The organism is Rhodococcus sp. SORGH_AS_0301, assembly GCF_030818285.1.
Taxonomy (GTDB): domain Bacteria; phylum Actinomycetota; class Actinomycetes; order Mycobacteriales; family Mycobacteriaceae; genus Rhodococcoides.
Genome location: NZ_JAUTAC010000002.1, coordinates 62,338 through 86,512, shown reverse-complemented (window position 1 = coordinate 86,512; position 24,175 = coordinate 62,338). Strand labels below are relative to the sequence as shown.

Annotated in this window: 28 protein-coding genes; 7 read left to right on the top strand and 21 right to left on the bottom strand. The window is 68.6% G+C overall.

Annotation, left to right across the window (positions count from 1 at the left end):
• The 4 genes from QE397_RS01130 to QE397_RS01115 all read right to left on the bottom strand — a co-directional run bounded on the left by QE397_RS01130 (window position 1) and on the right by QE397_RS01115 (window position 3,174).
• Window positions 1-294 (bottom strand): DUF2516 family protein, encoded by a 294-nt coding sequence (locus tag QE397_RS01130; protein ID WP_027506325.1) that lies wholly within the window; start codon window positions 292-294, stop codon window positions 1-3.
• A 67-nt stretch (window positions 295-361) separates the two neighbouring features.
• Window positions 362-1,231 (bottom strand): heparin-binding hemagglutinin, encoded by an 870-nt coding sequence (locus QE397_RS01125; RefSeq protein ID WP_307091161.1) that lies wholly within the window; start codon window positions 1,229-1,231, stop codon window positions 362-364.
• Entirely contained in the window at window positions 1,228-1,695 is a 468-nt protein-coding gene (locus QE397_RS01120) for a helix-turn-helix domain-containing protein (RefSeq protein WP_037186255.1), read from the bottom strand. Before QE397_RS01120 ends, QE397_RS01125 begins: the two co-directional genes overlap by 4 nt.
• 207 nt (window positions 1,696-1,902) lie before the next feature.
• Window positions 1,903-3,174, bottom strand: coding sequence for a DUF445 domain-containing protein (locus QE397_RS01115; RefSeq protein ID WP_307091157.1), 1,272 nt, complete (start codon window positions 3,172-3,174; stop codon window positions 1,903-1,905).
• A gap of 276 nt (window positions 3,175-3,450) precedes the next feature.
• Between QE397_RS01115 and QE397_RS01110 the strand changes: the two genes are divergently transcribed.
• Complete coding sequence (locus QE397_RS01110; RefSeq protein ID WP_027506322.1) at window positions 3,451-4,152, top strand: TetR/AcrR family transcriptional regulator; 702 nt, start codon at window positions 3,451-3,453, stop codon at window positions 4,150-4,152.
• Between the two features lie 6 nt (window positions 4,153-4,158).
• Here QE397_RS01110 and QE397_RS01105 read toward each other — a convergent pair whose 3' ends face one another.
• Together QE397_RS01105 and QE397_RS01100 are read right to left on the bottom strand one after the other, a co-directional pair.
• Window positions 4,159-4,341 carry a hypothetical protein gene (locus tag QE397_RS01105; protein WP_222631971.1) on the bottom strand — a complete coding sequence of 61 codons (183 nt, stop codon included), beginning with the start codon at window positions 4,339-4,341 and terminating at the stop codon, window positions 4,159-4,161.
• A gap of 44 nt (window positions 4,342-4,385) precedes the next feature.
• Entirely contained in the window at window positions 4,386-4,640 is a 255-nt protein-coding gene (locus QE397_RS01100; protein WP_155957058.1) for a hypothetical protein, read from the bottom strand.
• Window positions 4,641-4,844: 204 nt separating this feature from the next.
• Between QE397_RS01100 and QE397_RS01095 the strand changes: the two genes are divergently transcribed.
• Window positions 4,845-5,420 carry a type 1 glutamine amidotransferase domain-containing protein gene (locus tag QE397_RS01095; RefSeq protein ID WP_156380449.1) on the top strand — a complete coding sequence of 192 codons (576 nt, stop codon included), beginning with the start codon at window positions 4,845-4,847 and terminating at the stop codon, window positions 5,418-5,420.
• Between the two features lie 7 nt (window positions 5,421-5,427).
• Here the strand turns inward: QE397_RS01095 and QE397_RS01090 are convergent, their stop codons facing one another.
• A complete protein-coding gene (locus QE397_RS01090) occupies window positions 5,428-5,916 on the bottom strand; it encodes a PPOX class F420-dependent oxidoreductase (protein WP_307091153.1) in 489 nt (162 codons plus the stop codon).
• 125 nt (window positions 5,917-6,041) lie between these two features.
• Here QE397_RS01090 and QE397_RS01085 point away from each other — a divergent pair, with 125 nt between their 5' ends.
• Entirely contained in the window at window positions 6,042-7,073 is a 1,032-nt protein-coding gene (locus QE397_RS01085) for a GGDEF domain-containing protein (protein WP_307091151.1), read from the top strand.
• On the opposite strand, the gene QE397_RS01080 is transcribed toward QE397_RS01085, so the two are convergent.
• The 3 genes from QE397_RS01080 to QE397_RS01070 form a co-directional block, all read right to left on the bottom strand.
• A complete protein-coding gene (locus tag QE397_RS01080) occupies window positions 6,999-9,248 on the bottom strand; it encodes an EAL domain-containing protein (protein ID WP_307091149.1) in 2,250 nt (749 codons plus the stop codon). The genes QE397_RS01085 and QE397_RS01080 overlap by 75 nt on opposite strands.
• A 119-nt stretch (window positions 9,249-9,367) precedes the next feature.
• Window positions 9,368-10,402 (bottom strand): PHP domain-containing protein, encoded by a 1,035-nt coding sequence (locus QE397_RS01075; RefSeq protein WP_307091147.1) that lies wholly within the window; start codon window positions 10,400-10,402, stop codon window positions 9,368-9,370.
• A gap of 120 nt (window positions 10,403-10,522) precedes the next feature.
• Complete coding sequence (locus QE397_RS01070; protein WP_037186133.1) at window positions 10,523-10,888, bottom strand: STAS domain-containing protein; 366 nt, start codon at window positions 10,886-10,888, stop codon at window positions 10,523-10,525.
• Between the two features lie 347 nt (window positions 10,889-11,235).
• On the opposite strand from QE397_RS01070, the gene QE397_RS01065 reads away from it, so the two are divergent.
• From QE397_RS01065 to QE397_RS01055, 3 genes are read left to right on the top strand one after another with little or no spacing between them, the layout of a single operon-like run.
• The gene (locus QE397_RS01065) at window positions 11,236-11,667 is read left to right on the top strand and encodes an ATP-binding protein (protein ID WP_056442299.1); all 432 of its coding nucleotides are present in this window, start codon (window positions 11,236-11,238) and stop codon (window positions 11,665-11,667) included.
• Window positions 11,664-12,455 (top strand): SigB/SigF/SigG family RNA polymerase sigma factor, encoded by a 792-nt coding sequence (locus tag QE397_RS01060; RefSeq protein ID WP_027506315.1) that lies wholly within the window; start codon window positions 11,664-11,666, stop codon window positions 12,453-12,455. Before QE397_RS01065 ends, QE397_RS01060 begins: the two co-directional genes overlap by 4 nt.
• Window positions 12,456-12,485: 30 nt before the next feature.
• A complete protein-coding gene (locus tag QE397_RS01055; protein WP_307091143.1) occupies window positions 12,486-13,352 on the top strand; it encodes a PPK2 family polyphosphate kinase in 867 nt (288 codons plus the stop codon).
• Between the two features lie 72 nt (window positions 13,353-13,424).
• Here the strand turns inward: QE397_RS01055 and QE397_RS01050 are convergent, their stop codons facing one another.
• Together QE397_RS01050 and QE397_RS01045 are read right to left on the bottom strand one after the other, a co-directional pair.
• Window positions 13,425-14,465 (bottom strand): NAD(P)-dependent alcohol dehydrogenase, encoded by a 1,041-nt coding sequence (locus QE397_RS01050; RefSeq protein ID WP_027506313.1) that lies wholly within the window; start codon window positions 14,463-14,465, stop codon window positions 13,425-13,427.
• A gap of 64 nt (window positions 14,466-14,529) precedes the next feature.
• Window positions 14,530-14,790, bottom strand: coding sequence for a hypothetical protein (locus QE397_RS01045; protein ID WP_027506312.1), 261 nt, complete (start codon window positions 14,788-14,790; stop codon window positions 14,530-14,532).
• A gap of 104 nt (window positions 14,791-14,894) precedes the next feature.
• Here QE397_RS01045 and QE397_RS01040 point away from each other — a divergent pair, with 104 nt between their 5' ends.
• A complete protein-coding gene (locus QE397_RS01040) occupies window positions 14,895-15,752 on the top strand; it encodes a class I SAM-dependent methyltransferase (protein ID WP_307091138.1) in 858 nt (285 codons plus the stop codon).
• On the opposite strand, the gene QE397_RS01035 is transcribed toward QE397_RS01040, so the two are convergent.
• Genes QE397_RS01035 through QE397_RS00995 form a run of 9 tightly spaced genes read right to left on the bottom strand, consistent with a single transcriptional unit; the run spans window position 15,725 to window position 24,153 of the window.
• Complete coding sequence (locus QE397_RS01035; protein ID WP_051613463.1) at window positions 15,725-16,306, bottom strand: hypothetical protein; 582 nt, start codon at window positions 16,304-16,306, stop codon at window positions 15,725-15,727. The genes QE397_RS01040 and QE397_RS01035 overlap by 28 nt on opposite strands.
• Window positions 16,307-16,346: 40 nt before the next feature.
• A complete protein-coding gene (locus QE397_RS01030) occupies window positions 16,347-17,297 on the bottom strand; it encodes an MlaD family protein (RefSeq protein WP_037186130.1) in 951 nt (316 codons plus the stop codon).
• Window positions 17,294-18,361 carry an MlaD family protein gene (locus tag QE397_RS01025; RefSeq protein WP_307091135.1) on the bottom strand — a complete coding sequence of 356 codons (1,068 nt, stop codon included), beginning with the start codon at window positions 18,359-18,361 and terminating at the stop codon, window positions 17,294-17,296. The genes QE397_RS01030 and QE397_RS01025 overlap by 4 nt, the downstream gene beginning before the upstream one ends.
• Window positions 18,358-19,422 carry an MCE family protein gene (locus tag QE397_RS01020; protein WP_307091133.1) on the bottom strand — a complete coding sequence of 355 codons (1,065 nt, stop codon included), beginning with the start codon at window positions 19,420-19,422 and terminating at the stop codon, window positions 18,358-18,360. The genes QE397_RS01025 and QE397_RS01020 overlap by 4 nt, the downstream gene beginning before the upstream one ends.
• Window position 19,423: 1 nt before the next feature.
• Entirely contained in the window at window positions 19,424-20,404 is a 981-nt protein-coding gene (locus QE397_RS01015) for an MlaD family protein (protein WP_156380447.1), read from the bottom strand.
• A complete protein-coding gene (locus tag QE397_RS01010; RefSeq protein ID WP_307091129.1) occupies window positions 20,401-21,426 on the bottom strand; it encodes an MCE family protein in 1,026 nt (341 codons plus the stop codon). Before QE397_RS01010 ends, QE397_RS01015 begins: the two co-directional genes overlap by 4 nt.
• Entirely contained in the window at window positions 21,423-22,469 is a 1,047-nt protein-coding gene (locus QE397_RS01005; RefSeq protein WP_056441520.1) for an MlaD family protein, read from the bottom strand. The genes QE397_RS01010 and QE397_RS01005 overlap by 4 nt, the downstream gene beginning before the upstream one ends.
• Before the next feature lie 6 nt (window positions 22,470-22,475).
• Window positions 22,476-23,345 carry an ABC transporter permease gene (locus tag QE397_RS01000; RefSeq protein WP_056441517.1) on the bottom strand — a complete coding sequence of 290 codons (870 nt, stop codon included), beginning with the start codon at window positions 23,343-23,345 and terminating at the stop codon, window positions 22,476-22,478.
• Window positions 23,346-23,349: 4 nt separating this feature from the next.
• Entirely contained in the window at window positions 23,350-24,153 is an 804-nt protein-coding gene (locus tag QE397_RS00995; protein WP_051613460.1) for an ABC transporter permease, read from the bottom strand.
• Window positions 24,154-24,175: the final 22 nt, after the last annotated feature.

Sequence of the window (24,175 nt, the reverse complement as noted above, 5' to 3'; positions counted from 1 at the left end):
CTACCAGCGCGGTCCGCGCTGGATGTCGTCGACCTTGGGCCGCACGTCCACGAGGTACACACCGATGGCGACGACGGCGATGATGCCGACGAAGCCCACCACCGGGAAGACGAGCAGGATCAGCAGCGCGACCGCGAGAATGGCCACCCACCCCGGCTTGTTCAGCTTGTCCGCGGCGGTGAAGGCGTCGGGGCGCTGGCGGATGGCGTGGAAGAGCGCGAACGCCACACCCACCAGAGCGATGAGTTGCAGGATGTTCATGATCGCGCTGGTCGCGCTGTACGCCATGGGCATGCGGTCATCCTAAACGACACCGACCCCCGCGCTTCGTCAGCGCGGGGGTCGGAATTGTCGCGATCGACTAGCTGGTCGACTTCTTGGCCGGAGCCTTCTTGGCCGGGGTGGCCTTCTTGGCGGGGGCGGGAGTCGAGGCCTTGGCCGGGGCGGCCTTGGCGGGAGCCGACTTCGTGGCCGGGGTCTTCTTGATGGGCGAGCCCGCGTTGTTGCGCGTCTTGCCCTCGACCGTGCCTGCTGCACCCGAGGCGCGATCCGACGCCTTCTGGCCTGCGGTCTTCGCCTTCTGGCCGAGCTCGTCGATCTTCTCGCTCAGCTCGTCGGCAGCCTCGTCGACATTGTCGACGGCGTCCTCGGCGCCTTCCTTGATCGCGTCGGTGGCCTCGTCGGCACCTTCCTGCACACGATCGGACGCGCGGCCCGCGAGGGCTGCGGCGCGCTCACCGACGGCGCGGGTCTGCGAGGCGACGGTACCGAGGGTCTGCTCGGTGAGGTCGACAGCGTCGTTGGCGACTGCGTTGGCGCGCTCGAGACCGTCCTCGACCGCCGGGTTCTTGCGGATGCGCTCGACCGTCTCCTCGCCGCGCTCGGCGAGTGCGGTGTAGAGGTCCGACGCCACCTTGAGGTAGGCCTCGGCGACCTTGCGGAGCTCCTCGGGAGTGAAACGCTCGCGGAGATCCGCGATCTCGTCCGGCAGCTCCTGCGGCAGCGCGTTCAGGCGTCCGCGGAGCGTCTCGACGCTCTCGGTGACGTCTTCCTGCAGGTCGGCGAGGCGGGCGCGGGCGGTGTCGACGCGGTCGTTGACGTCGGCCTGCGTGCTCTCGGCGCGGTGGCGGACCTGGGCGACGACGTCGGCCACGGCCTGGACCACGGCGTCACCGGCGCCGACGGCGGCGAACAGCGGGGTCTTGACGGTGTCGAACTTCGGGTCGGTCATGTGTGATCTCCTGATGTCGTTTCGTGGTTGATCTCTGATCGCAGCGTGGGGGTGCCGGTCTCGTTCTCGCGGCGGAACGAGTAGTAGATCTCGAGGAGCACCTGCTTCTGACGCTCCGTGATGGAGTCGTCACCGTGCACCGCGTCGATGATGGGACTGTGCGGCCGTTCCTCGAGCAGACCGGCTTGCACGTACAGGACCTCCGAGGACACACGAAGACCCTTGGCGATCTGACTCAGAACCTCTGCCGACGGCTTGCGCAGGCCCCGCTCGATCTGGCTGAGGTAGGGATTGCTGACGCCGGCGGAGAGTGCGAGTTGCCGCAGGGACACCTGGGCCGACTCTCGCTGTGCCCGAATGAAACTCCCGATGTCCTGTGTCGCCGTGCTGACGACGCGGGCGGCGAGATCTCCGGCTGCCGACACCACTGTGGTGTCGTCGCCTTCCTTCTCCTCGGATGCCATCTCGAACACTCCTGACTCATGTCGAATGCGCCTCGCCAACGACGATAACCAAGGGTGCTAGCAATTGCAAGCACTGTGCTAGCACCCACACCCGAGGGCACGCGGTGGTGGTGTCGAACAGCCACACACCCTGCTCGGCGCTGCGCACCCCGACCAGTCGGCGGAAAGGGGTGGGCACCTCACGCACCCCGTGCACGGCCGCGGCGGCTACCCGAACAACAGGTGCGAGATCGAATAGATCGCCAGACCCGCGAGCGAGCCGACCACCGTGCCGTTGATGCGGATGAACTGCAGGTCCCGTCCCACCTGCAGCTCGATCTTGCGGCTGGCCTCGTCGGCGTCCCATCGGGCGACGGTGTCGGTGATGACGGTGGTGATCTCGTCGGTGTAGTTCTCGACGATGTAGCGCACGCCGGCCATCAGCCAGCCGTCCGCCTTGCCGCGCATCGCGTCGTCGTCGCGCAGGCGGAGCCCGAACTTCTGCACGTTCTCGCTGATCTTGGCGCGCAGGGTGCTCTTCGGGTCGTCCACCGAGTCGACGATGAGCCGCTTGGCCACCTTCCACGATGCCGCCGCGAGGCCGGTGACCTCGTCGCGGCCCATGATCTCCGACTTGATCGACTCAGCCTTGGCGATGGTGTCGGGGTCGTTCTGCAGGTCGTCGGCGAAGTCGGTGAGGAACTTGTCGGCCGCGAGCCGCAACTCGTGCTGCGGGTTCGACCGGACCTTCCACGTGAACTCCACGAGTTCGCGGTGGATGCGTTCTCCGAGAAGCACATCGACGAACTTCGGCGACCAGGACGGAGAGTCCCTCGACACGATCCGGTCGATGGTCGGCAGGCTGTTCTGAGCCCATTCGTGTGCGCGCTCGGCGAGCAGGTCGATCAGTGGCTTCTGCCGGTTGTCCTCGAGCAGCGAGCCCAGGACGCGTCCGATCGGCGGGCCCCACTGCGGATCACCGAGGCGCTTGACGATGGTGTTGTCGATGACCTGCTGGATGTCCTCGTCGTCGAGCACGTCGAGGAAGCCGCGCAGCACGGTCGCCGTCTCCTCCGCGACACGGTCGGCGTGGGCCGGGTCGGCGAGCCAGGTGCCGAGGCGCAGCGGGACGCGCGCGGACTCGACCTTCTGCGACACGACGTCGACGGCGAGGAAGTTCTGCCCGACGAACGATCCGAGGCTGGTGCCGAGCTGGTCCTTCTTCCGCTTGATGATCGCGGTGTGCGGGATCTTCAGACCCATGGGGTGCTTGAAGAGAGCGGTGACGGCGAACCAGTCGGCGAGCGCGCCGACCATGCCCGCCTCCGACGCCGCCCGGACGAAACCGACCCAGCCGCCGGCGCCGCGGGACTCCTGCCACCGGCAGAAGAGATAGACGATGGAGGCGAACACCAGGAAGCCGGTGGCGACGATCTTCATCTTGCGGAGGTCGCGTCGTTTGACGTCCTCGTCGAATGTCATGAGCTGCACCGACTCCATTGTGCAGGGTCGGCGCGCGACTCGTGCCCCGACCGGCGACGACGTCTCGCCCGGACGCGGGTCCGACGGCGCCGGGCACTACTGTTGGAGTGGGCGACGTGACATGCGCCGCCGCACACGAGTGCGCCAGAAGCGCAGTCGGACATCGGGACGGAGTACACGCGCGTGGCGAGCAGATCGGCAGCGAGGAAGAGCGACGGGGACACCGCCGACCAGGACGCCGACGAGACCGGGGCCCGGAAGACCGGGCGAACCCGTTCCGGCAGGGCCGAGACGGTGAAGCCGGATTCCGACGACACCGCGACCGACGCCCGCACGGACAAGCCGGACGGCCGCAAGCGACGCTGGCGCGAGCACAAGATCGCCCGTCGTGAGGAACTGGTGGACGGCACTCTCGCCGCCATCCGGCTGCGCGGCCGCAACATCGGCATGGACGAGATCGCCACCGAGATCGGTATCTCGAAGACCGTCCTGTACCGCTACTTCCACGACAAGAACGATCTGACCAACGCGACGCTCGAGCGATATGTGGAGACGACTCTCGCACCGCGGATCTACGACGCGATCAGCGTCGAGCTCGACGAGTACAACCTCACCCGCCAGGTGGTCGCCGCGTACGTGGAGACCGTCGCGGACGACCCCGAGGTCTACCTGTACGCGATGTCGAACAGCTCGGGGCCGAACCGCGACGTGGTCGCCGAGTCGGAGCGCATGATCGCCGAACTGCTGGCGACGGTGCTCGGTGAGCGCCTGCGCCGGATGGAGATGGACTCGGGCGGCTCGCTGCCCTGGTCGTACGGGATCGTGGGCGGCGTCCAGTTGGCCACGCACTGGTGGATCTCGAACCGGTCGATGTCGGCAGCGGACCTCATCGACTACCTCACCATGATGGTGTGGGGCGGCATCCACGGTGTCGCGGAAGCGGGCGGTTCGCCCTCACGCTTCAACGCGGTCGACCACCCACTCGTCGACGAATAGAGGCGCCTAGCGGTCGTGCTCGTCGTCGAGCGGGACGTCGCGACTCTGCTCGAGCAGGTCCGCGTCGGAGGCGTCGTACGTCACGGCGACCGTGGGCGTGACCGCGTCGGTGTCGTCGTCCCGCACCGTGTCCTGCTCCTGCTCGAGAGCGTCCTCGACGGGAAGTTCCGGGCTCGTGAAATCGGGCATCTGTCGTTCCCTCCCTCGGTGAGTCTGCGTGGGCCGTTCCGAGGTTACCGGCGCTCGACCGGAACCAACACCACGGCCATACCGGCCATCCCGATCATGAGGACACCGACCAGAGCTCCCAGGGCGAAGGAGTTCACCGCGGCCGCCACGAAGGCCGCCATCCCGGCGCACAGGGCGACCATCAGGACGATTCCCGCCGTGGTGTGCTCGAAGAGGCAGGTCATCACGGGTGCCTCGGCGGCATCGCCGGCGGTGTCGGGCACGACCGCTCCGGCCGCGTCCACTGTCGGTGTGCTCACTGGTGTTCCCCTCTCCCGCGTCACCTCTCGGTGAACGCAGCGGCGCCTCGATCGGACGTGCTCACCATCCGGTCGAAGGGCAGATACCCGCGCCCGGGCCGATCCAACCCGCCGAGGGTGTGCCGTTTCCCACCACCGGGTGCCGGGTAGATCGGAACAGCCGCATCGCGTCCCGCGACACGGCGAGAACGAGAGAGGTTCACGATGACTGACACCCCGAACACCGACTCCGGGTCGGCCCGCCGCACCGTGGCGTTCCTCGCGACGGACGGTGTCGAGCAGATCGAGCTCACCGCTCCCCGCGAGGCACTCGATCAGGCCGGAGCGACCACGGTGCTGCTCTCGCTGACCCACGGTGAGATCCAGGCCTTCGAGAACGACACCGAACCTGCCGACACCTTCGCCGTCGACCAGTTGGTCGCCGAGGCCTCCGTCGACGACTTCGACGCGCTGGTCCTGCCGGGTGGAACGACCAACCCCGACACGCTGCGCCTCGACACCGACGCGGTGTCGTTCGTCCGCGACTTCATGAACTCCGGCAAGCCGGTGGGGGTGATCTGCCACGGCCCGTGGACGCTCGTCGAGGCCGACGTCGTACGCGGTCGCACGCTGACCTCGTACCCGAGCGTGCGTACCGACATCAGGAACGCCGGCGGCACGGTGGTGGACGAGGAGGTCGTCGTGGACGGCAACCTGATCTCCAGCCGCAACCCAGACGACATCCCCGCGTTCTGCGAGGCCGTGGTCCAGGCCGTCACCGCTCTCGACGCGGCCGAGTGAGCCGGGGTCAGCCGTTCGACTCGTCGGCCGGCTGACCCTGCGCGGGCGGCGGGAATCCGCCGGTCGCGATCGGTCCCCACGTGTCGATGGCGATCCGGATGATCGACTTGCCCTGCGTCACCATCGCCTGCCGGTACTCGTCCCAGTCGGGGTGCTCGCCCGCGATCGCCCGGTAGTAGTCCACGAGCGGCTCGACGGAGTCGGGCAGGTCGATGACCTCCGCGGTGCCGTCGATCTGCACGTAGGGGCCGTTCCAGTCGTCGGAGTGGATGCAGAGCGTGACGGCCGAGGACCGACGGATGTTCACGGTCTTCGCGCGCTGCGGGTACGTCGAGACGACGATGCGCCCCTGCGCGTCGAGCCCGCAGGTCACGGGTGAGATCTGCAGTCCACCGGACTGCTTCCTGGTGACCAGGGTGGCGTGATGCCGCTCGGCGACGAAGCGATGCAGGGCATCGAGATCGACTCGGTCGGCTGTTGCGTACGTCGGTGCCATGATTCGAGGGTAGGTGCTCGCCCGCCGGGGGCTAGAATCGGTGCCGACAGACGACACTCGGTCCGGACTCACCGGCCACGCGGTTCCGGGGTGCCGCGGTCGACCTTCCGCCTTCAGGACAGACCGTGACCGTTCCACCTCGTCCCCCCTCGATCGCACCGCCGCCCTCCGCGCTCTCCACCTTCGACGCCGCGGGCGCGGCCGTCGTCGCGTATCTCGACAGCATCCTTCCCGCGACGGCCTGGGCCGTCTCGCGCGTCGTCGACGACAAGCAGATCTTCCTGCGCACCAACACCAACGGCCTGGGGATCGACACCGGCCTCGTCGTGGGGTGGAACGAGTCGCTGTGCCATTCGATGACCGAGGGCGAGATCCCGTCGGTCGTGGAGGACCTCGACGACGCGGGCATCCCGCGCATCGGCGTTCCCGGGCACGACCCGGTCCGGTCGTACATCGGTGTGCCCATCCGGCGGGCGGACGGCTCGCTGTTCGGCACGATGTGCGGTTTCGGCTCGCGGCCGATCAGCGGGCCGCTGCCCGCCGGCATGACCGCGCTGCTCGATCTCCTGTCCGGGCTGCTCACCACGGTGTTCGAAACCGACCACGCCCGCGCGGTCGCGGAACGGTCCGCCGAACTGGCTCGGCGCGAGGCGGAGACCGACCCCCTCACCGGACTCTTCAACAGGCGGGGATGGAACCGGGTGCTCGAGCCCGAGGACGCGCGCTGGACTCGCTTCGCCGACCCCGGCGCCGTGGTGGTCGTCGACCTCGACGGGATGAAGCAGGTGAACGACCGGCACGGCCATGCCGCGGGAGACCGGGTGATCCGACGCGCCGCCGAACTGCTTCGGGCGTGGGCTCACGAGTCGGACGTCGTGGCCCGTCTCGGCGGCGACGAGTTCGGAATCCTGGTGTTCGACCGCGACGCCACCGACGTCGACGGCATGCTCACGGCCCTGGAGTCCTCCGCCCACGCGGCGGATGTGCCGATGTCGGTCGGCTGGAGCACGGTCACCGAGGCCGGCAGCATCACCGCGTCGTGGTCGCTCGCGGACGAGAACATGTACGTGTCGAAGCGTCGGTCACCGAGCAGGTCCGGCATCGACATTCATCCGACCCCCGGACGCCACCAGGGCGGTCACGTCGCCCGGCGGTAGTGGTCGCGCCATCAGGTAGCCCTGGGCGTAGCCGCATCCGCACCGGACGAGGCTGTCGAGTTGGGCCGTGGTCTCCACGCCCTCGCCCACCACGTCGAGACCGAACGCGTCGGCCACCGACACGACGGCGCGGATGACCGCCTCCGACTGCTCGGTCGGCAGGTCGGCGACGAACGATCGATCGATCTTGATGGCGTCGAGGATCGGGAAGCGCGTCAGGTAGTCCAGCGAGCTGTGGCCGACACCGAAGTCGTCCAGCAGGATCTTGATGCCCATCCGGTGCAGCTCGTCGAGGTTGTTCTTCACGGCGGACGTGTCCTCGAGCCACAGGGTCTCGGTGATCTCGATGCCCAGCAGATCCGGGGCGAGACCGGTGCGCTCGAGCGTGTCGGCGAGGGACGACGCGAACGTGCGCTGACGAAGCTGCAGCGGACTGACGTTGACGCGAAGTTCCACCGGATCACCGGTCTGCCAGCGCGCGGCCTCGGTGCACGCCCGGCGCAGCACCCAGCTGCCGAGCGGCCCGATCAGGCCCGCGCGTTCGGCGGCGGGAACGAACTCGTCGGGCCCGACGACGCCGAGACTCGACGTGGTCCACCGCGCGAGCGCCTCGACCCCGGTCATGCGTCCGGATCGGATGTCGAACACGGGTTGGTACGCGACGTCGAGGTCGTCGTTCTCGATCGCAGACCGGAGCTCCGAGGCGATGGTCAAGCGCCGCAACGCTTCTCCACCCTGCACCTTGTCGTACAGCTCGTAGCTCCCCGGACCCTCCTTCTTCGCGCCGCCCATGGCGACGTCCGCCTGGCGGACCATCTCCGCGGCGGTGTGCTCGCCGTACCCGACCGAGATGCCCATGCAGGCGGTGACGGTCGTCGTCCGGTTCCCGATGGTGAGCGGACGGCGGAACATGGCCAGCACACCCTGGGCGACGCCGATGGCGTCGAAGGTGCTGCGCAGGCCCGGGCACACGAGCAGGAACTCGTCGCCGCCGAAGCGGGCGACGGTGTCGGAGGGCCTGACGGTGCGGGTGAGCAGCGGCGCCACCGCCGTGAGCACCGCGTCCCCCGCCCCGTGGCCGAAGCTGTCGTTGATGGTGCGGAAGTCGTGGAGGTCCACCAGGATCACCGCGGTGAGCGTGCCGTCCTCGCGCGAGACTCCGAGCGCGGAATCGATGCGTTGGTACGCGAGCGTGCGATTCGCCAACTGCGTCAGCGGGTCGTGCAGGCTGCGGTACCGCAGCTCGCGTTCGAGGTCGGACCGGCGCACGGCGGACGCCAGCACCGCGGCCACCGTGACGACGAAGGACAGCGTGTCGGCCGACGGCGTGTGCGGCTCGGTGCGATAGACGACGAGGACACCCCACGTGCCGTCGCCCCCGCGGACGGGAGCCGCGATACCGCTGCGGAGGTCGTGGTCCTCGAGCAGGGTGACGTCGAAGCGGGTCTCGTCGCGGGTGTCCGCGCACACGATCACCTCCTCGCGCTCGAGCGCGTAGCCGGCCAGCGTCGCGGTGCCCGAGGGCAGGGTCTCCTCGTCCGGCGGCTCGAAGGTGGCCGCGTGGACGGCCAGGCGGTCCGCACCGCGTCGGCGGAACACCACGGCGTGCGTGGCACCGACGAGGTCCACGATGGACTGCAGAGCGGTGGCCACGAGGTCGTCGAAGGATCCGGTGAGCGCCGCACGGTTGAGCCCGGCGACGATGCGCTGCTCGCGCGCTCGGCGGCGGACGGCGGTGAGGGCGTCGACGAGCTCCTCCTCGCGCTCCTGCCGCTCGGAGCCGTCCACGAGTGTCGCGACCACGACCTCGTGGCCGTCGGTGGGCCCGAGTACCCAGGCGGACACCAGGATCGGTCGGGCCGGAGTTCCCACCGCGATCCGACCGGTCCAGGCTCCCGTGGCGTTCAGCTCGGAGAGAATGAGGTCGAGTGTCGAGGCGGCCGTGTCCGCGACGAGGTCTCGCGCGGACGGGTTCTCGTGGGCCGGGAACTCGAGGATGGTGCGGGCGGCGGCATTGGCGTACCGCACGGAGGTGTTGCGATCGAAGACCACGACACCGTCCTGGGACGACTCGGAGATCGCCGTCAGCGCTGCCAGAACGGTGCGCCTGTCGCCGGCGTCGCCCGAGTCCGAACCACCAGAGTTCAGGCCACCCGAGTTCAGGCTTCCCGTCACCACGTCTCCGCCCCCAGACCCGTTTCCGCCCCCAGCAACACCTCGCGATTGTTCCACCTTCGACGCACTCTGCCCGTTCTTTGCCCGCTTTTCCTCTCGGGGACCGGTACCTGCCCGCGTCACGCTCCGTCCGACGACGCCCAGTCCAGCAACCGGTCGACCGGCCAGGTGGTGACGATACGGTCCGGCGGAACGCCCACCGCGGTGGCACGCGCACAACCGTGGCCGAGCCAGTCGAGTTGGCCGGGGGCGTGCGCGTCGGTGTCGATGCTGAACAGGCAGCCGATCTCCAGAGCGAGCTCCATCAACCGCTCCGGCGGGTCCTGGCGCTCGGGACGCGCGTTGATCTCCACCGCGGTCCCGTGGTCACGGCACGCCTCGAACACGGCACGGGCGTCGAACGTCGACTCGGGGCGGGTGCCGCGTCCGCCCTCGACGAGACGGCCGGTGCAGTGGCCGAGAACGTCGACCTGCGGGTTCGTCACCGCGGCGATCATGCGCGCCGTCATCGTGGCGCTGTCCGCGCGCAGGTGGGAGTGGACGCTCGCGACGACGATGTCGAGGTCGTCGAGCAGCTCCGGCTCCTGGTCCAGCGACCCGTCGTCGAGGATGTCGACCTCGATGCCGGTCAGCACCCGCATCGGCCGCCCGCCGTCGGTCTCGAACCGTCGCTGCACCTCGTCCATGACCTCGAGCTGGGCGCGAAGTCGGTCGGCGGAGAGCCCGTGGGCGACGGTCAGACGCGGTGAATGGTCGGTGAGCACCCAGTACTCGTGCCCGATCCTGCGCGCGGTCTCCGCCATCTCCTCGATCGGACTTCCCCCGTCCGACCAGTCGGAGTGCGTGTGCAGATCCCCGCGCAGAGCTGTTCGCAGTTCCTCGCCGCCGACACCGATGGGCTGTGCCTCGGCGCGCAGTTGCAGGAGGTACTCGGGAACCTCGCCGGCCGCGGCCGCCGCGGCGACCGCGGAGGTCTTCGGACCGATGCCGCGCAGGGTGGTCCAGCCGTCGGTGCGAGCGAGCGCGGCCACCCTGTCGGCGTCCAGTGCGGCCAGGACGTCGGCGGCGGTGCGGTAGGCCTTGACCCGGCGCGTCTCGGCCCGCGACCGCTCGAGCCAGAACGCCACCTCTCGCAGTGCGGCAACAGGTTCCATGCCGTCAGAGCCTACGGCCCCGGACATGACACTGCCCCTGCCACCGGGAACCGGCGACAGGGGCAGGGGGGAGCGACGACCCGGACGAACCGGATCACGCCGAGTTTCGGTGCAGCGTGGTCAGCGGACCACGCGTGCGGTGGGCTCCCACCGAGCGGCACCCATGACGCGGGTGACCGCGTCGCCGACCACGAGGGTCAGGTGGGAACCGTTCGCCGCGCTGCGGTCGTCGAGACCCGCCACGACGGAAAGTGCTGCGGTGCCGAAGAAGTCGACTCCGGACAAATCGAGCACGATGCTTCGTCCCGCCTCGACGTCGTTGCTCACGACGTCCGAGAAAGTGGACGAGTTGGACAGGTCCACACTGCCGGTGACGCGGTACGTGGTCTCCGAGTCGGTGCGCACGACGGAGATGAGTCCGCCGAGCATGACGACGTCGTCGCCGAGAGTGGTGGTGGTGGATGCGTGTGAAGTCGAAACAGTCATGATTCTCCAAATGCCGATCTAGCTGGAGAAGCAGAGCAATGGTGCTGCAGGTGAAAGAACCCGTCCGCGACTGCAGTATGAGTGGCGGTTGGTGGAAAGGAGTCCGAGCGACCATCGACGGTGCTTCGTACGTCGGCTGCTGACTCAACCTGTCTCTGAACCTACGCTACCCGGAGCGGTCTGCCAACCACTTCGGTGAGGATCCTGGTGAACATCGAGCGACGCCGCGGGAGACGCCGCCGGTACGGTGCACGTTTTGCGACGACGGCCCCCGGGTAATCTCGACCGGTCGAACACGTACGAGGTTCGTCTGAACCGACACGCGACACGAAGAAGTGGGAGACCTCATGACACGGGCCATCACGACGGAGCCGAACACGGAGGGGGCCGACGCCACCATCGAGCTCGGTGTCCACGCCGACGCGAGCCAGCTGTCGGTCACTCGCGCCGTGGCCGCGACACTCGCCGCCCAGGACGACTTCGATCTGGACAGCATCGCCGACATCCGGCTCGCCATCGACGAGTCCTGCAGCCGCCTCATCGTGCGTGCCACCCCGGGTGCCCGCATGGTGTGCCGTTTCCTCACCGCGGACGACGCCCTCCACGTGTCGGTGACGACGACGACCGAGGCCGGCGCCGATCTGGACGCCAGCGGTTTCGGCTGGCACGTTCTCAACGCCCTGACCGACTCCGTGTCGACGTCGCAGTCCGAGGACGAGCACGGTGTCGTCTCGACCACCATCGAGTTCACCAAGAGCAAGCACGGCTGGGACGAGTGACGACAAGCGAACGCAAGCCGAAGTCACGGCGCTCGGCGGACGAGTACGCCGACGTCGCCGAGCGCTTCACCCGCATCCGCACGCTGCCCGAGGGCGATCCCCTGCGAGGCAAGCTGCGCGACGAGCTGGTGACGCGGTGCCTGCCACTCGCCGAACACATCGCCCGCCGATTCGACGGCCGCGGTGAGGCGCACGACGATCTGGTGCAGGTCGCCCGCGTCGGGCTGGTCAACGCGGTCGATCGCTTCGACGTCGAACGCGGATCCGATTTCGTGTCCTTCGCGGTACCCACGATCATGGGCGAGGTACGCCGGCACTTCCGTGACGCGGGATGGGCCGTCCGCGTCCCTCGGCGCATGAAGGAACTGCACCTGCAGCTCTCCCGTGCCATCGCGGATCTGTCGCAGACGCAGGGGCGGTCACCGACCGTCTCCGAGTTGGCCGAGTATCTCGACCTGGATCGCGACGAGGTCGCGATGGGGCTCACTGCAGGCAACGCCTACCAGACACTCTCGGTCGACAGTGCTTCCAGCGGAAGCGATTCCGAGGGCCTGTCGTTGGCGGACACCCTCGGTGACTACGACAAGGAGATGGAGAACGTCGAGAACCACGAGGCTCTCCGTCCCCTGCTCGAGAAGCTCCCCGAGCGTGAGCGCAACGTGCTGCTGCTGCGCTTCTTCGGCAACATGACGCAGACGCAGATCGCCGAGAAGATGGGGATCTCGCAGATGCACGTCTCGCGTCTCCTCGCCCGGACACTCGCCCAACTCCGCGAGGAACTGCACTAGAGAAGCGGGGCGTACGCCTACGCTCGCGGGATGAGCAGCTCACCGTCGCCCGGCTTCACCACGAATCTGCCCGCGGCCCTGGCCGCGTCGGGCACGTCGTGGTCGACGGTGGACGCCGCGTCGACGCCCGGTTTCGATCGCGACAAGGACGCCGGCAAGGAGTTGATGTCGGCGCGCGGCAAGATCCTGTCGGAACTTCAGGAGCGTCTGTACGCCTGCGGCAAGAGCGGAGACCACCGGTCGGTCCTGCTCGTGCTGCAGGGGATGGACACCTCGGGCAAGGGCGGCATGGTCCGGCACGTGCTCGGCATGGTCGAGCCCCAGGGTGTCGATCACGCGACCTTCGGCACCCCGACGGAGGAGGAGCGGGCACACCCGTTCCTGTGGCGCGTGGAGAAGAAGCTGCCGCGACCGGGCCAGATCGGGGTCTTCGACCGGTCCCACTACGAGGACGTCCTCATCGTCCGTGTGAACGAACTCGCGCCTCCCAGCGTGTGGCGCACGCGCTACGACGAGATCAACGACTTCGAGCGCCGCGTGGTCGAGAGCGGCACCACCATCGTCAAGGTGGCCATGGCGCTGTCGTGGGAGCAGCAGGGCAAGCGTCTCGCTCGTCGACTGCGCCGGCCGGACAAGTACTGGAAGTACGACCCGAGCGACATCGAGGCGCGCGAGAAGTGGGTCGCCTACCAGGAGGCGTACCAGGCGGTCCTGGATCGCACCGACACGCAGTGGGCGCCCTGGTACGTGGTGCCGTCCGATCACAAGTGGTACAGCCGGCTCGCCGTCACGGAGCTGCTGACGGGAGCACTGACGTCGTTGGACCTGCAGTGGCCGCCCGCGGACTTCGACGTGGAGCAGGAGAAGCAGCGTCTGGCGTCCCTGCCGCGGCCGTGAACGCCGACGGGCGCCGACCGCGAGGTCGGCGCCCGAAGGTGGTGTTCGCAGCTGTGGCGCTGCGCCTGTGGATCAGAGGGTGGCGGTGTCGATCACGAAGCGGTAGCGCACGTCCGACTTGACGACGCGGTCGTACGCCTCGTTGATCTGGTCGCCTGAGATGACCTCGATCTCGGCGCCGATGTGGTGCTCGGCGCAGAAGTCCAGCATCTCCTGGGTCTCGGCGATGCCGCCGACCATGGAGCCCGCGAACGAACGACGGTTCGCCAGCAGGTTGAAGGCCGGGACCTCGAGGGGCTTCTCGGGAACGCCCAACTCGACGAGCGTGCCGTTCCGGGCGAGCAGGCCGAGGTAGTCGCCCATCGGCAGGTTCGCGGAGACGGTGTTGAGGATGAGGTCGAACTTGCCGCGCAGGTCCTTCAGCGCGGTGGTGTCCTTCGTGGCGTAGTACTCGTCGGCTCCGAGTCGCTTGCCGTCCTCCTCCTTGCTCAGCGTCTGGCTGAGCACGGTGACGTGAGCGCCGAGCGCGTGGGCGATCTTGACGCCGACGTGGCCCAGTCCGCCCATGCCGATGATGGCGACCTTCTTGTCGGGGCCCGCGCCCCAGTGCTTCAGCGGCGAGTAGAGGGTGATGCCGGCGCACAGCAGCGGCGCGGCGACGTCGAGCTCGACGCCCTCGGGGATGCCCAGCACGAACTTCTCGGTGACGACGATCTGCGTCGAGTAGCCACCGTGGGTGAACTCACCCTCGTAGGTCTTCGAGTTGTACGTCTGGACGACGCCCTTGGTGCAGTACTGCTCGTCGCCGTCCTTGCAGGCCTCACAGGTGCCACAGGAGTCGACGAAGCAGCCGACGCCGACGCGATCGCCGACCTTGCGGCTGGTGACGTCGGAACCGACCTCGGCGACGATGCCGGCGATCTCGTGGCCGGGGACGACGGGGTACGTGGTGCCGCCCCACTCGTTGCGGGCGGTGTGGATGTCCGAGTGGCAGATGCCGGCGAACTTCACGTCGATCAGGATGTCGTTCGGACCGAGCTCTCGTCGCTCGATGGTGGTCTTCTCGAGCGGTGCGTCGGGTGCGGTGGCGGCGTATGCGGTTGCTGTGGACATGTACACATGTCTACCCGTGCATCGTTGACTCGTAAACCATGTCCGGTTCGTCCCCGGCGACGGATCAGCGAGCGGTGGCCATCCGGTACCCGAGGAAGCCGAGATAACCCGCGAGCGCGACGAGACCGACCTTGCGCGTGGCCGGGACGGCGATGGCGGTGCCGATCACGAGCTCCGACGCACCGTTGCGGTAGGTCCACGTACGAGTGTCCTTCGGGAACGCCGGCTCGGTGATCGAGCGGAACGCGTCGGGCGCCACGAAGTGCGCGGCACCTGTTGCAGCGAGACCGATTCCAGCGATGGTGGGCACCGTGATCGAAGCCATGAGGTGACGTCCTCTCCTGTACGCGAACGGGTCCGACCGGACCCCGTCGGTCACAGTAGCAACGTCCGCACCGCCGTGGGTGCGGTCGCGCTAGCGTGGTCGGTATGGCCGAGACACCCGCGGTACGGCGGACCCGAGAACTACTCCGAACGGGTGTCGACGCGTCGTCGCCGATGCGCGGAGTGCTCGACATCCGGGTGACGGACTCCACAGCGCGAGAGGCGTCCCCCGCCTCCGCATCGTCCGTCGCCGGGCGCCTGATGACCTTCTCCCCCCTCGCTGCCGTCTACGAACGCGCGTGGCGGCCTCTGTTCCGCCTGTGGATGGGCGCCGGCGGGCCCTCCGTGGAGGAACAGCGGGCCTACGCGGTGCGTGACCTCGGTCTCGTGTCCCCCGACGTGTCGGTCGTCCTGGACGTCGCGTGCGGGCCCGGCAACTTCTCGCGATCGCTGGCCGAGGCCATGCTCACCGGAGCGCACGGTCGGCCTCTCGTGACCGGGCTCGACGTGTCGGAGCCTCTCGTGATCGGCCTGGACGCGTCGGAGCCGATGATCGCCCGCGCGTCGGCGGACACCGACGACGACGAGCACGTCGCCTACCTGCTCGGGGACGCGCGAGAGATCCCGTTCGAGGACGACGCCGTGGACGCGGTGTGCTGCTACGCCGCGCTGTACCTGGTGCCGGAGCCGTACCGGGTCCTCGACGAGATGATCCGGGTGCTGCGACCGGGCGGCCGCATCGCGCTCATGACGACGGTGCGGCGCGGCCCACAGCCGGTCGGGGCGGTCACCGCCGCGGCAGCGAGCACCGTGGGACTGGAGATGTTCCGACGCGACGACATCACCGACGTCCTGCGGGAACGCGGGGTCGAGCATGTGGAGCAGCGCATCCACGGCGCAGCCCAGTTCGTCACCGGGCGGCTGAGCCGCAGCGATCAGGACGTGCCGGTGTCGGCTCCGTAGTCCGAGACCAACCACTCGTCGCCGGTGTGCTCGACGGTCACCGTCAGAAGCGTCGGCACGGCACCGGGTTCGGGCTGCTGCAGGTTCTGCGTGGTCTGGGTCGCGAAGACCGACACCGTGTAGGTGTCGCCCTCCTGCGCCGTGACCGTCGCTGCGTTCACCCGACCCGACGCCACCACCTGCGAGTCGGTCATGATCTGCGTGAGCACCTCGCGCACACCGTCGAAGCGCTCACGCAGAGCATCGGTGGTGCCCTCCTCGACGCCCCCGAAGAAGCCGTCGATGTCCGTGTGGTCGTAGGTCAACGACCGCTCCGTGTACGCCCGCGCCGTGTTCTCGGCGGTGGCGCGGTCGGCATCGGCTCCGCGTTCCGCGGCCAGGGCGGAGTGGGCGGACTGCCACTGCACTCCTGCCACCACGGCAGCGACGGTCGCGAGCACGGCGACCACGGTGGCGACGATCGCCACGAGGCGCGTCCGGGACGACACCGCGGGCACCGCCGTGTCCGGCGCCGCGTCGTCCTCGGTCGAGGTGGTGTCGAGTTCTGTTGTCATGATGGCCTTCTCGTCGTCCGTCTGATGCAGGAGGGGTACGTCAGTTGCCGGGCAGGGTCACGGCCACCCGAGCCGGTCCGCCGCGCGGGAAGACCTGCTCGAGCATCGTCACCAGGGCGCCGGCATCGACCCGGAGCGGGCGGATCGGCTGTGTGACCGGGCGCAGCACGGTGGCGATGAAGCCGAGGTCCGGCGACAACTGACTCAGGTACTCGTCGATCTTGGGCACCAACCGGGCCAGTTCGCCGTCCCACACGGTCTCGCCGACGTACGAGTAGTCCTGGTACGAACCGATCAGGTGGTCGAGACCTGCTCCGGAGGCGTTCAGTTCGGGAACCGCGTCCGCGAGCCGCGGGCCCAGCGCATCGGCGTACGCGTTCTCGCCGAGCACCTGCAGGTTGCGATACAGCCGCCGGATCTCGTCCTTCTTGTCGGCCAACGTGAGGGACAGCAGCCGCAACACCTCGACGACGTTGTCGATGTCCGACTCCCGGCCACGCGTGGCGGTGTCGACCGTGTCGACGATGCCGCCCAGCGCATCGGTGTCGATCTCGCGCGTGAGTGCCTCGGCGACCGCGAGGGTGTCGCTGACGCTGGGAGCGACCGAGACGTCCGCCGCGTCCACCACGTCCCCGTCCGCCAGGTACGGCCCGGAGTCCGAGTGCGGACGGAAGTCGAGGAACTGTTCGCCCGCCGCGGAGAGATTCGAGACCCGCACCTCGGTGTCGACCGGAATCTTCTGCGCGGCATCCACTCTGACGACGGCACGGAGTCCACCGCCCTCGACGTCGATCCGCTCGACCCTGCCGATGGCGAATCCTCGCAAGGTCACCTGAGAGGTGTCGATCAGGCCGCCGGACGTCGTGAGCGGCACGGTGATCTCGGCGTGGTCGCGTCGCGGATCGATGTCCAGGACGTTCAACGACAGGTATCCGACACCCAGCACGGCGACCGCCGCGAGCGCCGTGGCGGACAGGATCGAACCCCTCATCGCACGAATCCGATCGATCGCAAAACCTGAATCATCTCGTCGGCTCGATCGAGGCCGTCGGCCGGCCTCCGGCCTTCCCGGTCGGGTGCTTCTCCCGCGGGCGTGTCGCCCGAGACGGAGGCGATGCGGACGTTCGGCGACGACGTGAAGAACGGCACCAGCTTCTCGCGCAGCAGGGCGTCCATGCGGGACGCCAGCATCGGCGCCGTCAGATCGGCCGTGGCGAGAGTGCGGATCATGGGCTGCAGAGTGGCGATCACGTCGTGCAGATCTCCCGCCACCGGGTTGATCACGGCACCGATGTTCCGCGACATGTACCCCAGATCGATCAGGGCGTCGACCACGACCAACAGGGCGTCCGCGAGTCCCGCGACACGTTCCGGACCACTCGTCAGGATGGTGTCGAGCGTGTCCGTCTTCTCGGCGAACGACCGGGTCACCGCCTCGGCGCCGCCCAGGATGCGGTCGAGCTCCGTCGTGTTGGTCGCCAGGTCCCGCAACGCCTCTCGGGCCTTGTCGTTGATCAGGTCGACCGTCTCCGGATCCGGCGGGATCGCCCGGTTGAACCGATCGATGGACCGCTGGAAGTCGACGATGTGCCCGCCGGCCACCACCTCGGAGAGCCCGCGCAGCACGTCTTCGACGTTGTCCGCCGGCGTCGTCCGCTCGAGCGGGATGACGTCGCCGTCCTGCAGGGTGGCACCCGAGGTGTCGGATCCGTCCTCCGGACGCTGCAACGCGACGTAGATCTCGCCCAGGATCGTGCCCTGGCGCAGTTCCGCTCGCGTGAGCGCCGGCAGTGCGACGGTGCGATCGACGTTCACGGCGGCGACGGCGGTCGAGCCGGTGAGGGTGACCGACTCCAGGAGCCCGACGTCCACACCGTCGAGGACCACCTTGGCCCGCGCCGGCAGATTCAGCACACTCGAGAACTCGATGTCGACCCGGTAGGTCGGGCCCGGAACGTAACTGCCCGGCACGGGCAGGTCGGCGATCGAGGCACCGCAGCCCGACGCCGTCACGGCCGCGGCCGCCACGGTCAGCGCCGCCAGGAGCCGCTTCACCGGGACCCTGCCGATCCGAGCACGAGCGGGACCAGATCGACGTTCACGGTGGACCCACCCGCGACGGGCACCGCGAACTGCGGAGGTGCGAACGTCAGCCGGGCGGCCTGCGTGTCCGGATCCTGGAGGGAGGCGAGCTGTTCCGTCTGCTTCGGCACCCGCGACAGGATGCTCGCGATGTCGCCGACTCTGCTGACGATGATCGCCACGATCGGGACGACGACGTCGAGCACGCGGTAGAGCGTGGGTGCGAACTTCGGCAGCGTCTTCTCGAGGACGGGGAGAAACTCGACCGTCAGGTCGATCGCCTGGGCGAACCGCTCCGAGAAGTCGCCCGCGGCCCCGAGCCCCTGCTTCAGGTTCTCGATCAGCAGGGTGATGTCCGGCCACCGGTCCACCAGGGTCGCCGTCAGCGTGTCGACGTTGTCGACCATGCGGCGCACCTGGGTGTCCTTGTTCGCCGGATTGCCGACCAGATCGGAGACCTGGGACAGCGCGGTCCCGAGTTGCTCCCCGTTGCCGTCGAGTGCGGTGTCGAGCGAGCGCAGGGTGTCGCCGAGAATCTCCTCGTCCGGCGGCCGCGGGTTGTCCGGATCGGTCGTCGACGTCGTTCCGAGAAGCTCCGCGCCGAGCTTGTTCACCGCCTCGAGGGTGTCGCTGATCCCGATGGGGGTGCGGGTGCGCTCGAGCGGGATGCACTCGTCGCGATCGAGGGGCACGCCGTCGCGATACGGCGTGGTCAGTTCGAGCCGGCGATCGGTGACGATGGAGTCCGACATCGTCACCGCACCCACGTCGGCCGGCAACGTGAGCGAGTCCTCGACGGACATCGTGACCCGGACGTGGTCGCCGCGAGGCTCGATGCCGGTCACCTCGCCCACGGGGATGCCGAGGAGCGTGACGTCGTTCCCCTCGTAGAGACCGACCGAATCGGTCATCTCGGCGCACAGATCCGAGCGCGGGGTCCCGACGAGCTGGGCTGCGGACGACGCCGCGGTCCCGGCGCCGACCAGGACGACGGCGGCGACGGCCACTGCCACCACCTTGCTGCGAGCGGCCACGTCAGCACACCTTTCCGGGAACCGGGACACACAGCGTCGATCCGGTGACGACGGCGGCACTGCGGTCGATGACGGGCCCGGCGCCGGTGTCGAGAAGGCCGGCCATGGACTCGGAGAACTCGCGGCCCGCGGAGATCGCGTCGTCGATGGACCCCGTACGCTCCTTCAGCGACGCCACGAGATTCTCGACCTCGTCGATCGTGGGGCCGAGCCCCTCGTCGAGCGCCATGATCGGTCGGTGCAGGAGCGAGAACAGCCGGTAGAGCTTGTCGGCGGCCGCGGCGACGTCGGCGCGCTTCGCGCCCAGCTTGGAGGTGATGATGCCGATCTGCTTCAGCAGCCCCAGCAGGATCTCGCGATCGGTCGCCAGTTCGCCGATGTACTCGTCGGCCACGTCGAGGCTCCGGTCGAGATCGTCCTGGCGATCGGCGATCGCACCGGTCATGGACGTCAGGGTCGTGGTGATGTCACGGATCGACTCCGGCTGAGCCTGCACGGCCCGATCGATCTCGGCGATGTTCTGCCGCAACGACGTTCCGTCCAGATCGCGGAGGATCGGTGTCGCCGCCTCGACCGTGTCGGACAGCGAGAACGGCACGCGGGTGTGCTCGAGCGGGATCTCCCCGTCCTGCAGCTCTCCGGTACCGCCGGGAGTCAGCGAGAAGTAGTGGCCCCCCACCGGCGTCAGCAGGCGCACCCCGAGCGACGTCGCGTCGCCCAGTTCGACGTTCTCGTCCACCTCGAAGGCCACCTGGACGTGGTCGCCGTCCAGCTTCATCGACGTCACCGATCCCACCGAGATACCGGCGATGCGGACGTCGTCCCCGGCGTGCGCTCCGCCGGTCGTCTCGAATGCCGCTGTGTACGTGCGATGCCCGATGGGAAGCGAGTACACGACGACGGCGGCCACCACGGCGACGACGAGCGCGAGCACGCCCACGATTCCCCAGACGGTCTGGCTTCCCTGACGCACGGAGCTCATCGGCACACCACCAGGCGCTGGGTTCCGAGCACGACCGAGCCGATGCCGGGAATCTCGGTGTCGCCGGCCGAGCACGCGGAGACCTGCCCCTCGGGGGCGTTGCGCACCGTCTGGCCGACACCGCGCAGCAGACTGGGCACCATCGCGAGCAGGTCCACCAGTTGCTGAGCTCCCGGTACGAGCCGCCTGAACGCCGAATCCACCGGGCCGTACTCGGAGTCGTAGGTGTCGCGCAACTGCTCTCCGATCGAGATGAACGGTCCCTGACCGGAATTGATGTCGTCGACGGACGAGAGCAGGGTGTCGGCCCTGTCGGCGAACGTCGACACCACGCGGTCGAGTTCGGCGAACAGTCGACCCAGTTGCTCCGAGCGCTCGGCCACCACACCGGAGATGGCGCCCAGATTGCGGATGAGGAGCACGATGAGGTCCTCGCGCTGCGAGGCATAGGTGGTCAGCCCGTCCAGGTCGCGCAGGACCGGCCCGAGGCCCGACCCGTCACCCTGCACGAGATCGAGCACGTTCTGCGCGAACCGGTTCACCTGGTCGGTGTCGATGGTCTCGAAGATGGGCTGGAACCCGTCGAAGAGCGTCGTGATGTCGAACGACGGCACGGTCATGTCGTCCGCCAGCGAGGACCCCGGTGCCAACTCGGATCCCGAGTCGTCGGTGCTGATGAGCTCGAGATACCGCTGACCCAGCAGGTTCTGGTAGCGCACAGCAGCTTTCGTGGTCGTGAGCACCGGGCGGTCGGAGTCGACCTCGAAGGACACCCTGGCCCGGTTCCCGTCGAGTTCGATGTCGTTCACCGACCCCACGAGCACGCCCGAGAGGCGGACGTCGTCACCGGCGTAGAGACCGGAGACGTCGTCGAAACGCGCGTCGAACGTCGACCGGTCGTCGCCGCCGCCGTTGCGCAGCGCGCCGCCCACGAGGACGAGACACAACACGGCCACGAGCGCGAACGCACCGAGCTTCACCAGGGTCGCCACCGGCGTCCCCACCACCGACGATCGCGTCACAGCACACCGCCCAGTCGCGCCGCGAAGGCTTCCGCCGGACCGGCCATGGCGGGCATGTTCTTCACGATCACCTGAAGTTGCAGCTGGGTCCGGCCGTCGACGTTCGGGAAAGCGTCCTCGACGCCGGAGATCACGTCGGGCACACGCTGGTATGCCGGCGCGAGCGTTCCCGCCGAGAGCGCCACCGGCAGCAACACGTCCAGCAGGGTGTCGAGCAGCGGGCGGAGGTACGGACCGTTGTCGCGCAACAGATCTCCCAGTGGGATCGAGAGGCCGGATCCGAGTCCGGACATGGCCTTGATCGCCCGCGCACTGTTCTCCGGATTCTCGAAGTACTCACTGCTGGTGACGACCTGGTCGATCACGTCGGTGACCGGTCCGATGGAGGCGCCCAGCCCGTCCGCCAACTCACCACCGCGGTGCAGCTTCCAGGCGAGCGGCGCACGCTGGGTCTCGGCCATCATCTGCGCGGTGTCGAAGAAGGGCTTCAGGCTGTCGCCGAACTCCGACGACACGCGGGACGCCAGGTCGAGCACCCGCTCGGTGTTGTCCGCGTCCAGCACGTCGGTCAGATCGGCGAGTCGGCGGAAGACGCCGGTGACCGTCGCCGTCTCGGTGTCGTCGCCCAGCGCCAGGACGGTGTCCTCGCGCAGCGGGGATCCCTCTCCCTCCGAGTACAATTCGATGACCGTCGCTCCGAAGACCGTCGCGGAGGAGAACCGCGCGGTGACGTCGTCGGTCAGGACCGAGGCGACGGCCGGCTCGATGTGGGCGTGCACTCGCTGCGATCCGAACCCGAGCGGCTCGATCTCGTCGACACGGCCTATGGGGAGTCCGCGGTACTTGATGTCCGACCCGACCGCGAGGCCGTCACCGACGGCGGTGCTGTCGATCGTGAGATCGAAACGGGACTCGAAGTCACCGGTGGCGTACTTGCCGAGCACCACGCCGAGGACCACGAGCACGACGGCCACCACGAGGCCACGTACCCGGAGCGAGCGAGGGCCCGCGGATCTGCGGGACAGATCGTCGAAGACTGCCATGATCCCCTACCCCGAGATCCTGATGCCGACGTCGACTCCCCAGATGACCACGGTGAGGATCATGTCGAGGACGACGATGACGATGAGCGACGCGCGGATCGCGCGGCCCGACGCACGGCCGACACCCTCGGGTCCGCCCGTCGCGTAGTAGCCCTGGTAGCCGTGGATCATGATGACGGCGCCGACGAAGATGGTGGCCTTGAGCAGCGAGTACAGCAGATCCGACGGCTGCAGGAACGCCGAGAAGTAGTGGTCGTACGTCCCCGACGACTGATCGCCGAACGCGGCGACGATGAACGCACACGAGACGTAGCTCAGGATCAGCGTGAGCAGGTACAGCGGGATGATCGTGACCACGCCGGCGATGACGCGCGTGGTGACGACGAACGGGATCGAGCGGATCCCCACCACCTCGAGCGCGTCGATCTCCTCGGAGATGCGCATCGCACCGATCTCCGCCGTCATGCGGCATCCCGCCTGGGAGGCGAACCCGATCGCGGCGATCATCGGGGCGAGTTCCCGCGTGCTGGCGTAGGCCGAGATGAAGCCCGTGAGAGGACCCATGCCGACGAGATTCAGGGCGTTGTAACCCTCGATCCCGATGGACGACCCCACGGCCACGCCGAGGATGACCAGCACCGAGACGGTACCGCCGCCGACCACGAGATTACCGCTGCCCCAGGTGATGTCGGTGAGCACGATCATGGTCTGGCGCCGGTAGGCACGCAGGGTGTGCGGGATCGCGACGAGCACCTGCCACACGAAGGTGAGCTGATGCCCGAGGTGCTCGACCAGCCCGAGCGGTACGCGAGCGATGCGCTTGCCGCCGCGGACGAGCGGCGCGGTGCCGGGCGGGGTGTAGCGGGCGACGGTCATGGCGTCACCCGAGCCGCTGCGGAAGGAACATCGACACCAACTGGGTGGCGAGGACGTTGACGATGAAGGCCGACAGCACACCGACGACGACCGAGGCGTTCACCGCGTTCGCGACACCGCGAGGGCCCGACGTGGCCTCGAATCCGCGCTGGCACGCGACGAGAACCACGATGATGCCGAAGATCTCGGCCTTCACCATCGCGACGACCAGATCGGTGGTCGAGGCGAAGGACGCGAAGGAGGACAGGTAGCTGCCCGGCGTACCGCCCTGGAACCCGACGTTGACGACATACCCGGACACCAGACCCATGAAGATGACCAGCGAGCACAGCAGCGGTGCGACGACGAGCATGGCGGCGAGCCGGGGAGTCGCGAGCCGACGCACCGGGTCGATGCCCATGACGCGCATCGCGTCGATCTCCTCGCGCACCGTGCGGGCACCGAGATCGGCCGCGATCGCGGATCCTGCTGCGCCGCCCAGCAACAGCGCGGTCACGATGGGCGCTCCCTGGCGGATGACTCCGAGGCCGCCCGCGGCGCCCGCGATGGACGTGGCACCGATCTGATTGGTCAGGCTGCCCACCTGGACCGAGACGATGACGCCGAACGGCACCGAGACGAGAACGGCGGGAAGCACGGTGACCGTGACCATGAACCACGCCTGGTCGAGGAACTCGCGCCAGGCGAAGCGCAGGCCCACCAGGTCCCGCACCAGGTGGCCGAACGCAGCGACCACGAGGTCGGCGAAACGACCCAGCGTGCGGGTGCCGGTGGTGACGCGGGAGACGAGCGGCATGCTGCGCGCCATGTCGATCCCCCCGTACGTCTCG

Excerpts from the sequence above, each read along its gene's own strand:
- QE397_RS01130 (WP_027506325.1), bottom strand. The coding sequence starts at position 294 with ATGCCCATGGCGTACAGCGCGACCAGCGCGATCATGAACATCCTGCAA.
- QE397_RS01125 (WP_307091161.1), bottom strand. The coding sequence starts at position 1,231 with ATGACCGACCCGAAGTTCGACACCGTCAAGACCCCGCTGTTCGCCGCC.
- QE397_RS01120 (WP_037186255.1), bottom strand. The coding sequence starts at position 1,695 with ATGGCATCCGAGGAGAAGGAAGGCGACGACACCACAGTGGTGTCGGCA.
- QE397_RS01115 (WP_307091157.1), bottom strand. The coding sequence starts at position 3,174 with ATGGAGTCGGTGCAGCTCATGACATTCGACGAGGACGTCAAACGACGC.
- QE397_RS01105 (WP_222631971.1), bottom strand. The coding sequence starts at position 4,341 with ATGCCCGATTTCACGAGCCCGGAACTTCCCGTCGAGGACGCTCTCGAG.
- QE397_RS01095 (WP_156380449.1), top strand. The coding sequence starts at position 4,845 with ATGACTGACACCCCGAACACCGACTCCGGGTCGGCCCGCCGCACCGTG.
- QE397_RS01090 (WP_307091153.1), bottom strand. The coding sequence starts at position 5,916 with ATGGCACCGACGTACGCAACAGCCGACCGAGTCGATCTCGATGCCCTG.
- QE397_RS01075 (WP_307091147.1), bottom strand. The coding sequence starts at position 10,402 with ATGGAACCTGTTGCCGCACTGCGAGAGGTGGCGTTCTGGCTCGAGCGG.
- QE397_RS01070 (WP_037186133.1), bottom strand. The coding sequence starts at position 10,888 with ATGACTGTTTCGACTTCACACGCATCCACCACCACCACTCTCGGCGAC.
- QE397_RS01065 (WP_056442299.1), top strand. The coding sequence starts at position 11,236 with ATGACACGGGCCATCACGACGGAGCCGAACACGGAGGGGGCCGACGCC.
- QE397_RS01055 (WP_307091143.1), top strand. The coding sequence starts at position 12,486 with ATGAGCAGCTCACCGTCGCCCGGCTTCACCACGAATCTGCCCGCGGCC.
- QE397_RS01050 (WP_027506313.1), bottom strand. The coding sequence starts at position 14,465 with ATGTCCACAGCAACCGCATACGCCGCCACCGCACCCGACGCACCGCTC.
- QE397_RS01045 (WP_027506312.1), bottom strand. The coding sequence starts at position 14,790 with ATGGCTTCGATCACGGTGCCCACCATCGCTGGAATCGGTCTCGCTGCA.
- QE397_RS01040 (WP_307091138.1), top strand. The coding sequence starts at position 14,895 with ATGGCCGAGACACCCGCGGTACGGCGGACCCGAGAACTACTCCGAACG.
- QE397_RS01035 (WP_051613463.1), bottom strand. The coding sequence starts at position 16,306 with ATGACAACAGAACTCGACACCACCTCGACCGAGGACGACGCGGCGCCG.
- QE397_RS01030 (WP_037186130.1), bottom strand. The coding sequence starts at position 17,297 with ATGAGGGGTTCGATCCTGTCCGCCACGGCGCTCGCGGCGGTCGCCGTG.
- QE397_RS01015 (WP_156380447.1), bottom strand. The coding sequence starts at position 20,404 with ATGAGCTCCGTGCGTCAGGGAAGCCAGACCGTCTGGGGAATCGTGGGC.
- QE397_RS01005 (WP_056441520.1), bottom strand. The coding sequence starts at position 22,469 with ATGGCAGTCTTCGACGATCTGTCCCGCAGATCCGCGGGCCCTCGCTCG.
- QE397_RS01000 (WP_056441517.1), bottom strand. The coding sequence starts at position 23,345 with ATGACCGTCGCCCGCTACACCCCGCCCGGCACCGCGCCGCTCGTCCGC.
- QE397_RS00995 (WP_051613460.1), bottom strand. The coding sequence starts at position 24,153 with ATGGCGCGCAGCATGCCGCTCGTCTCCCGCGTCACCACCGGCACCCGC.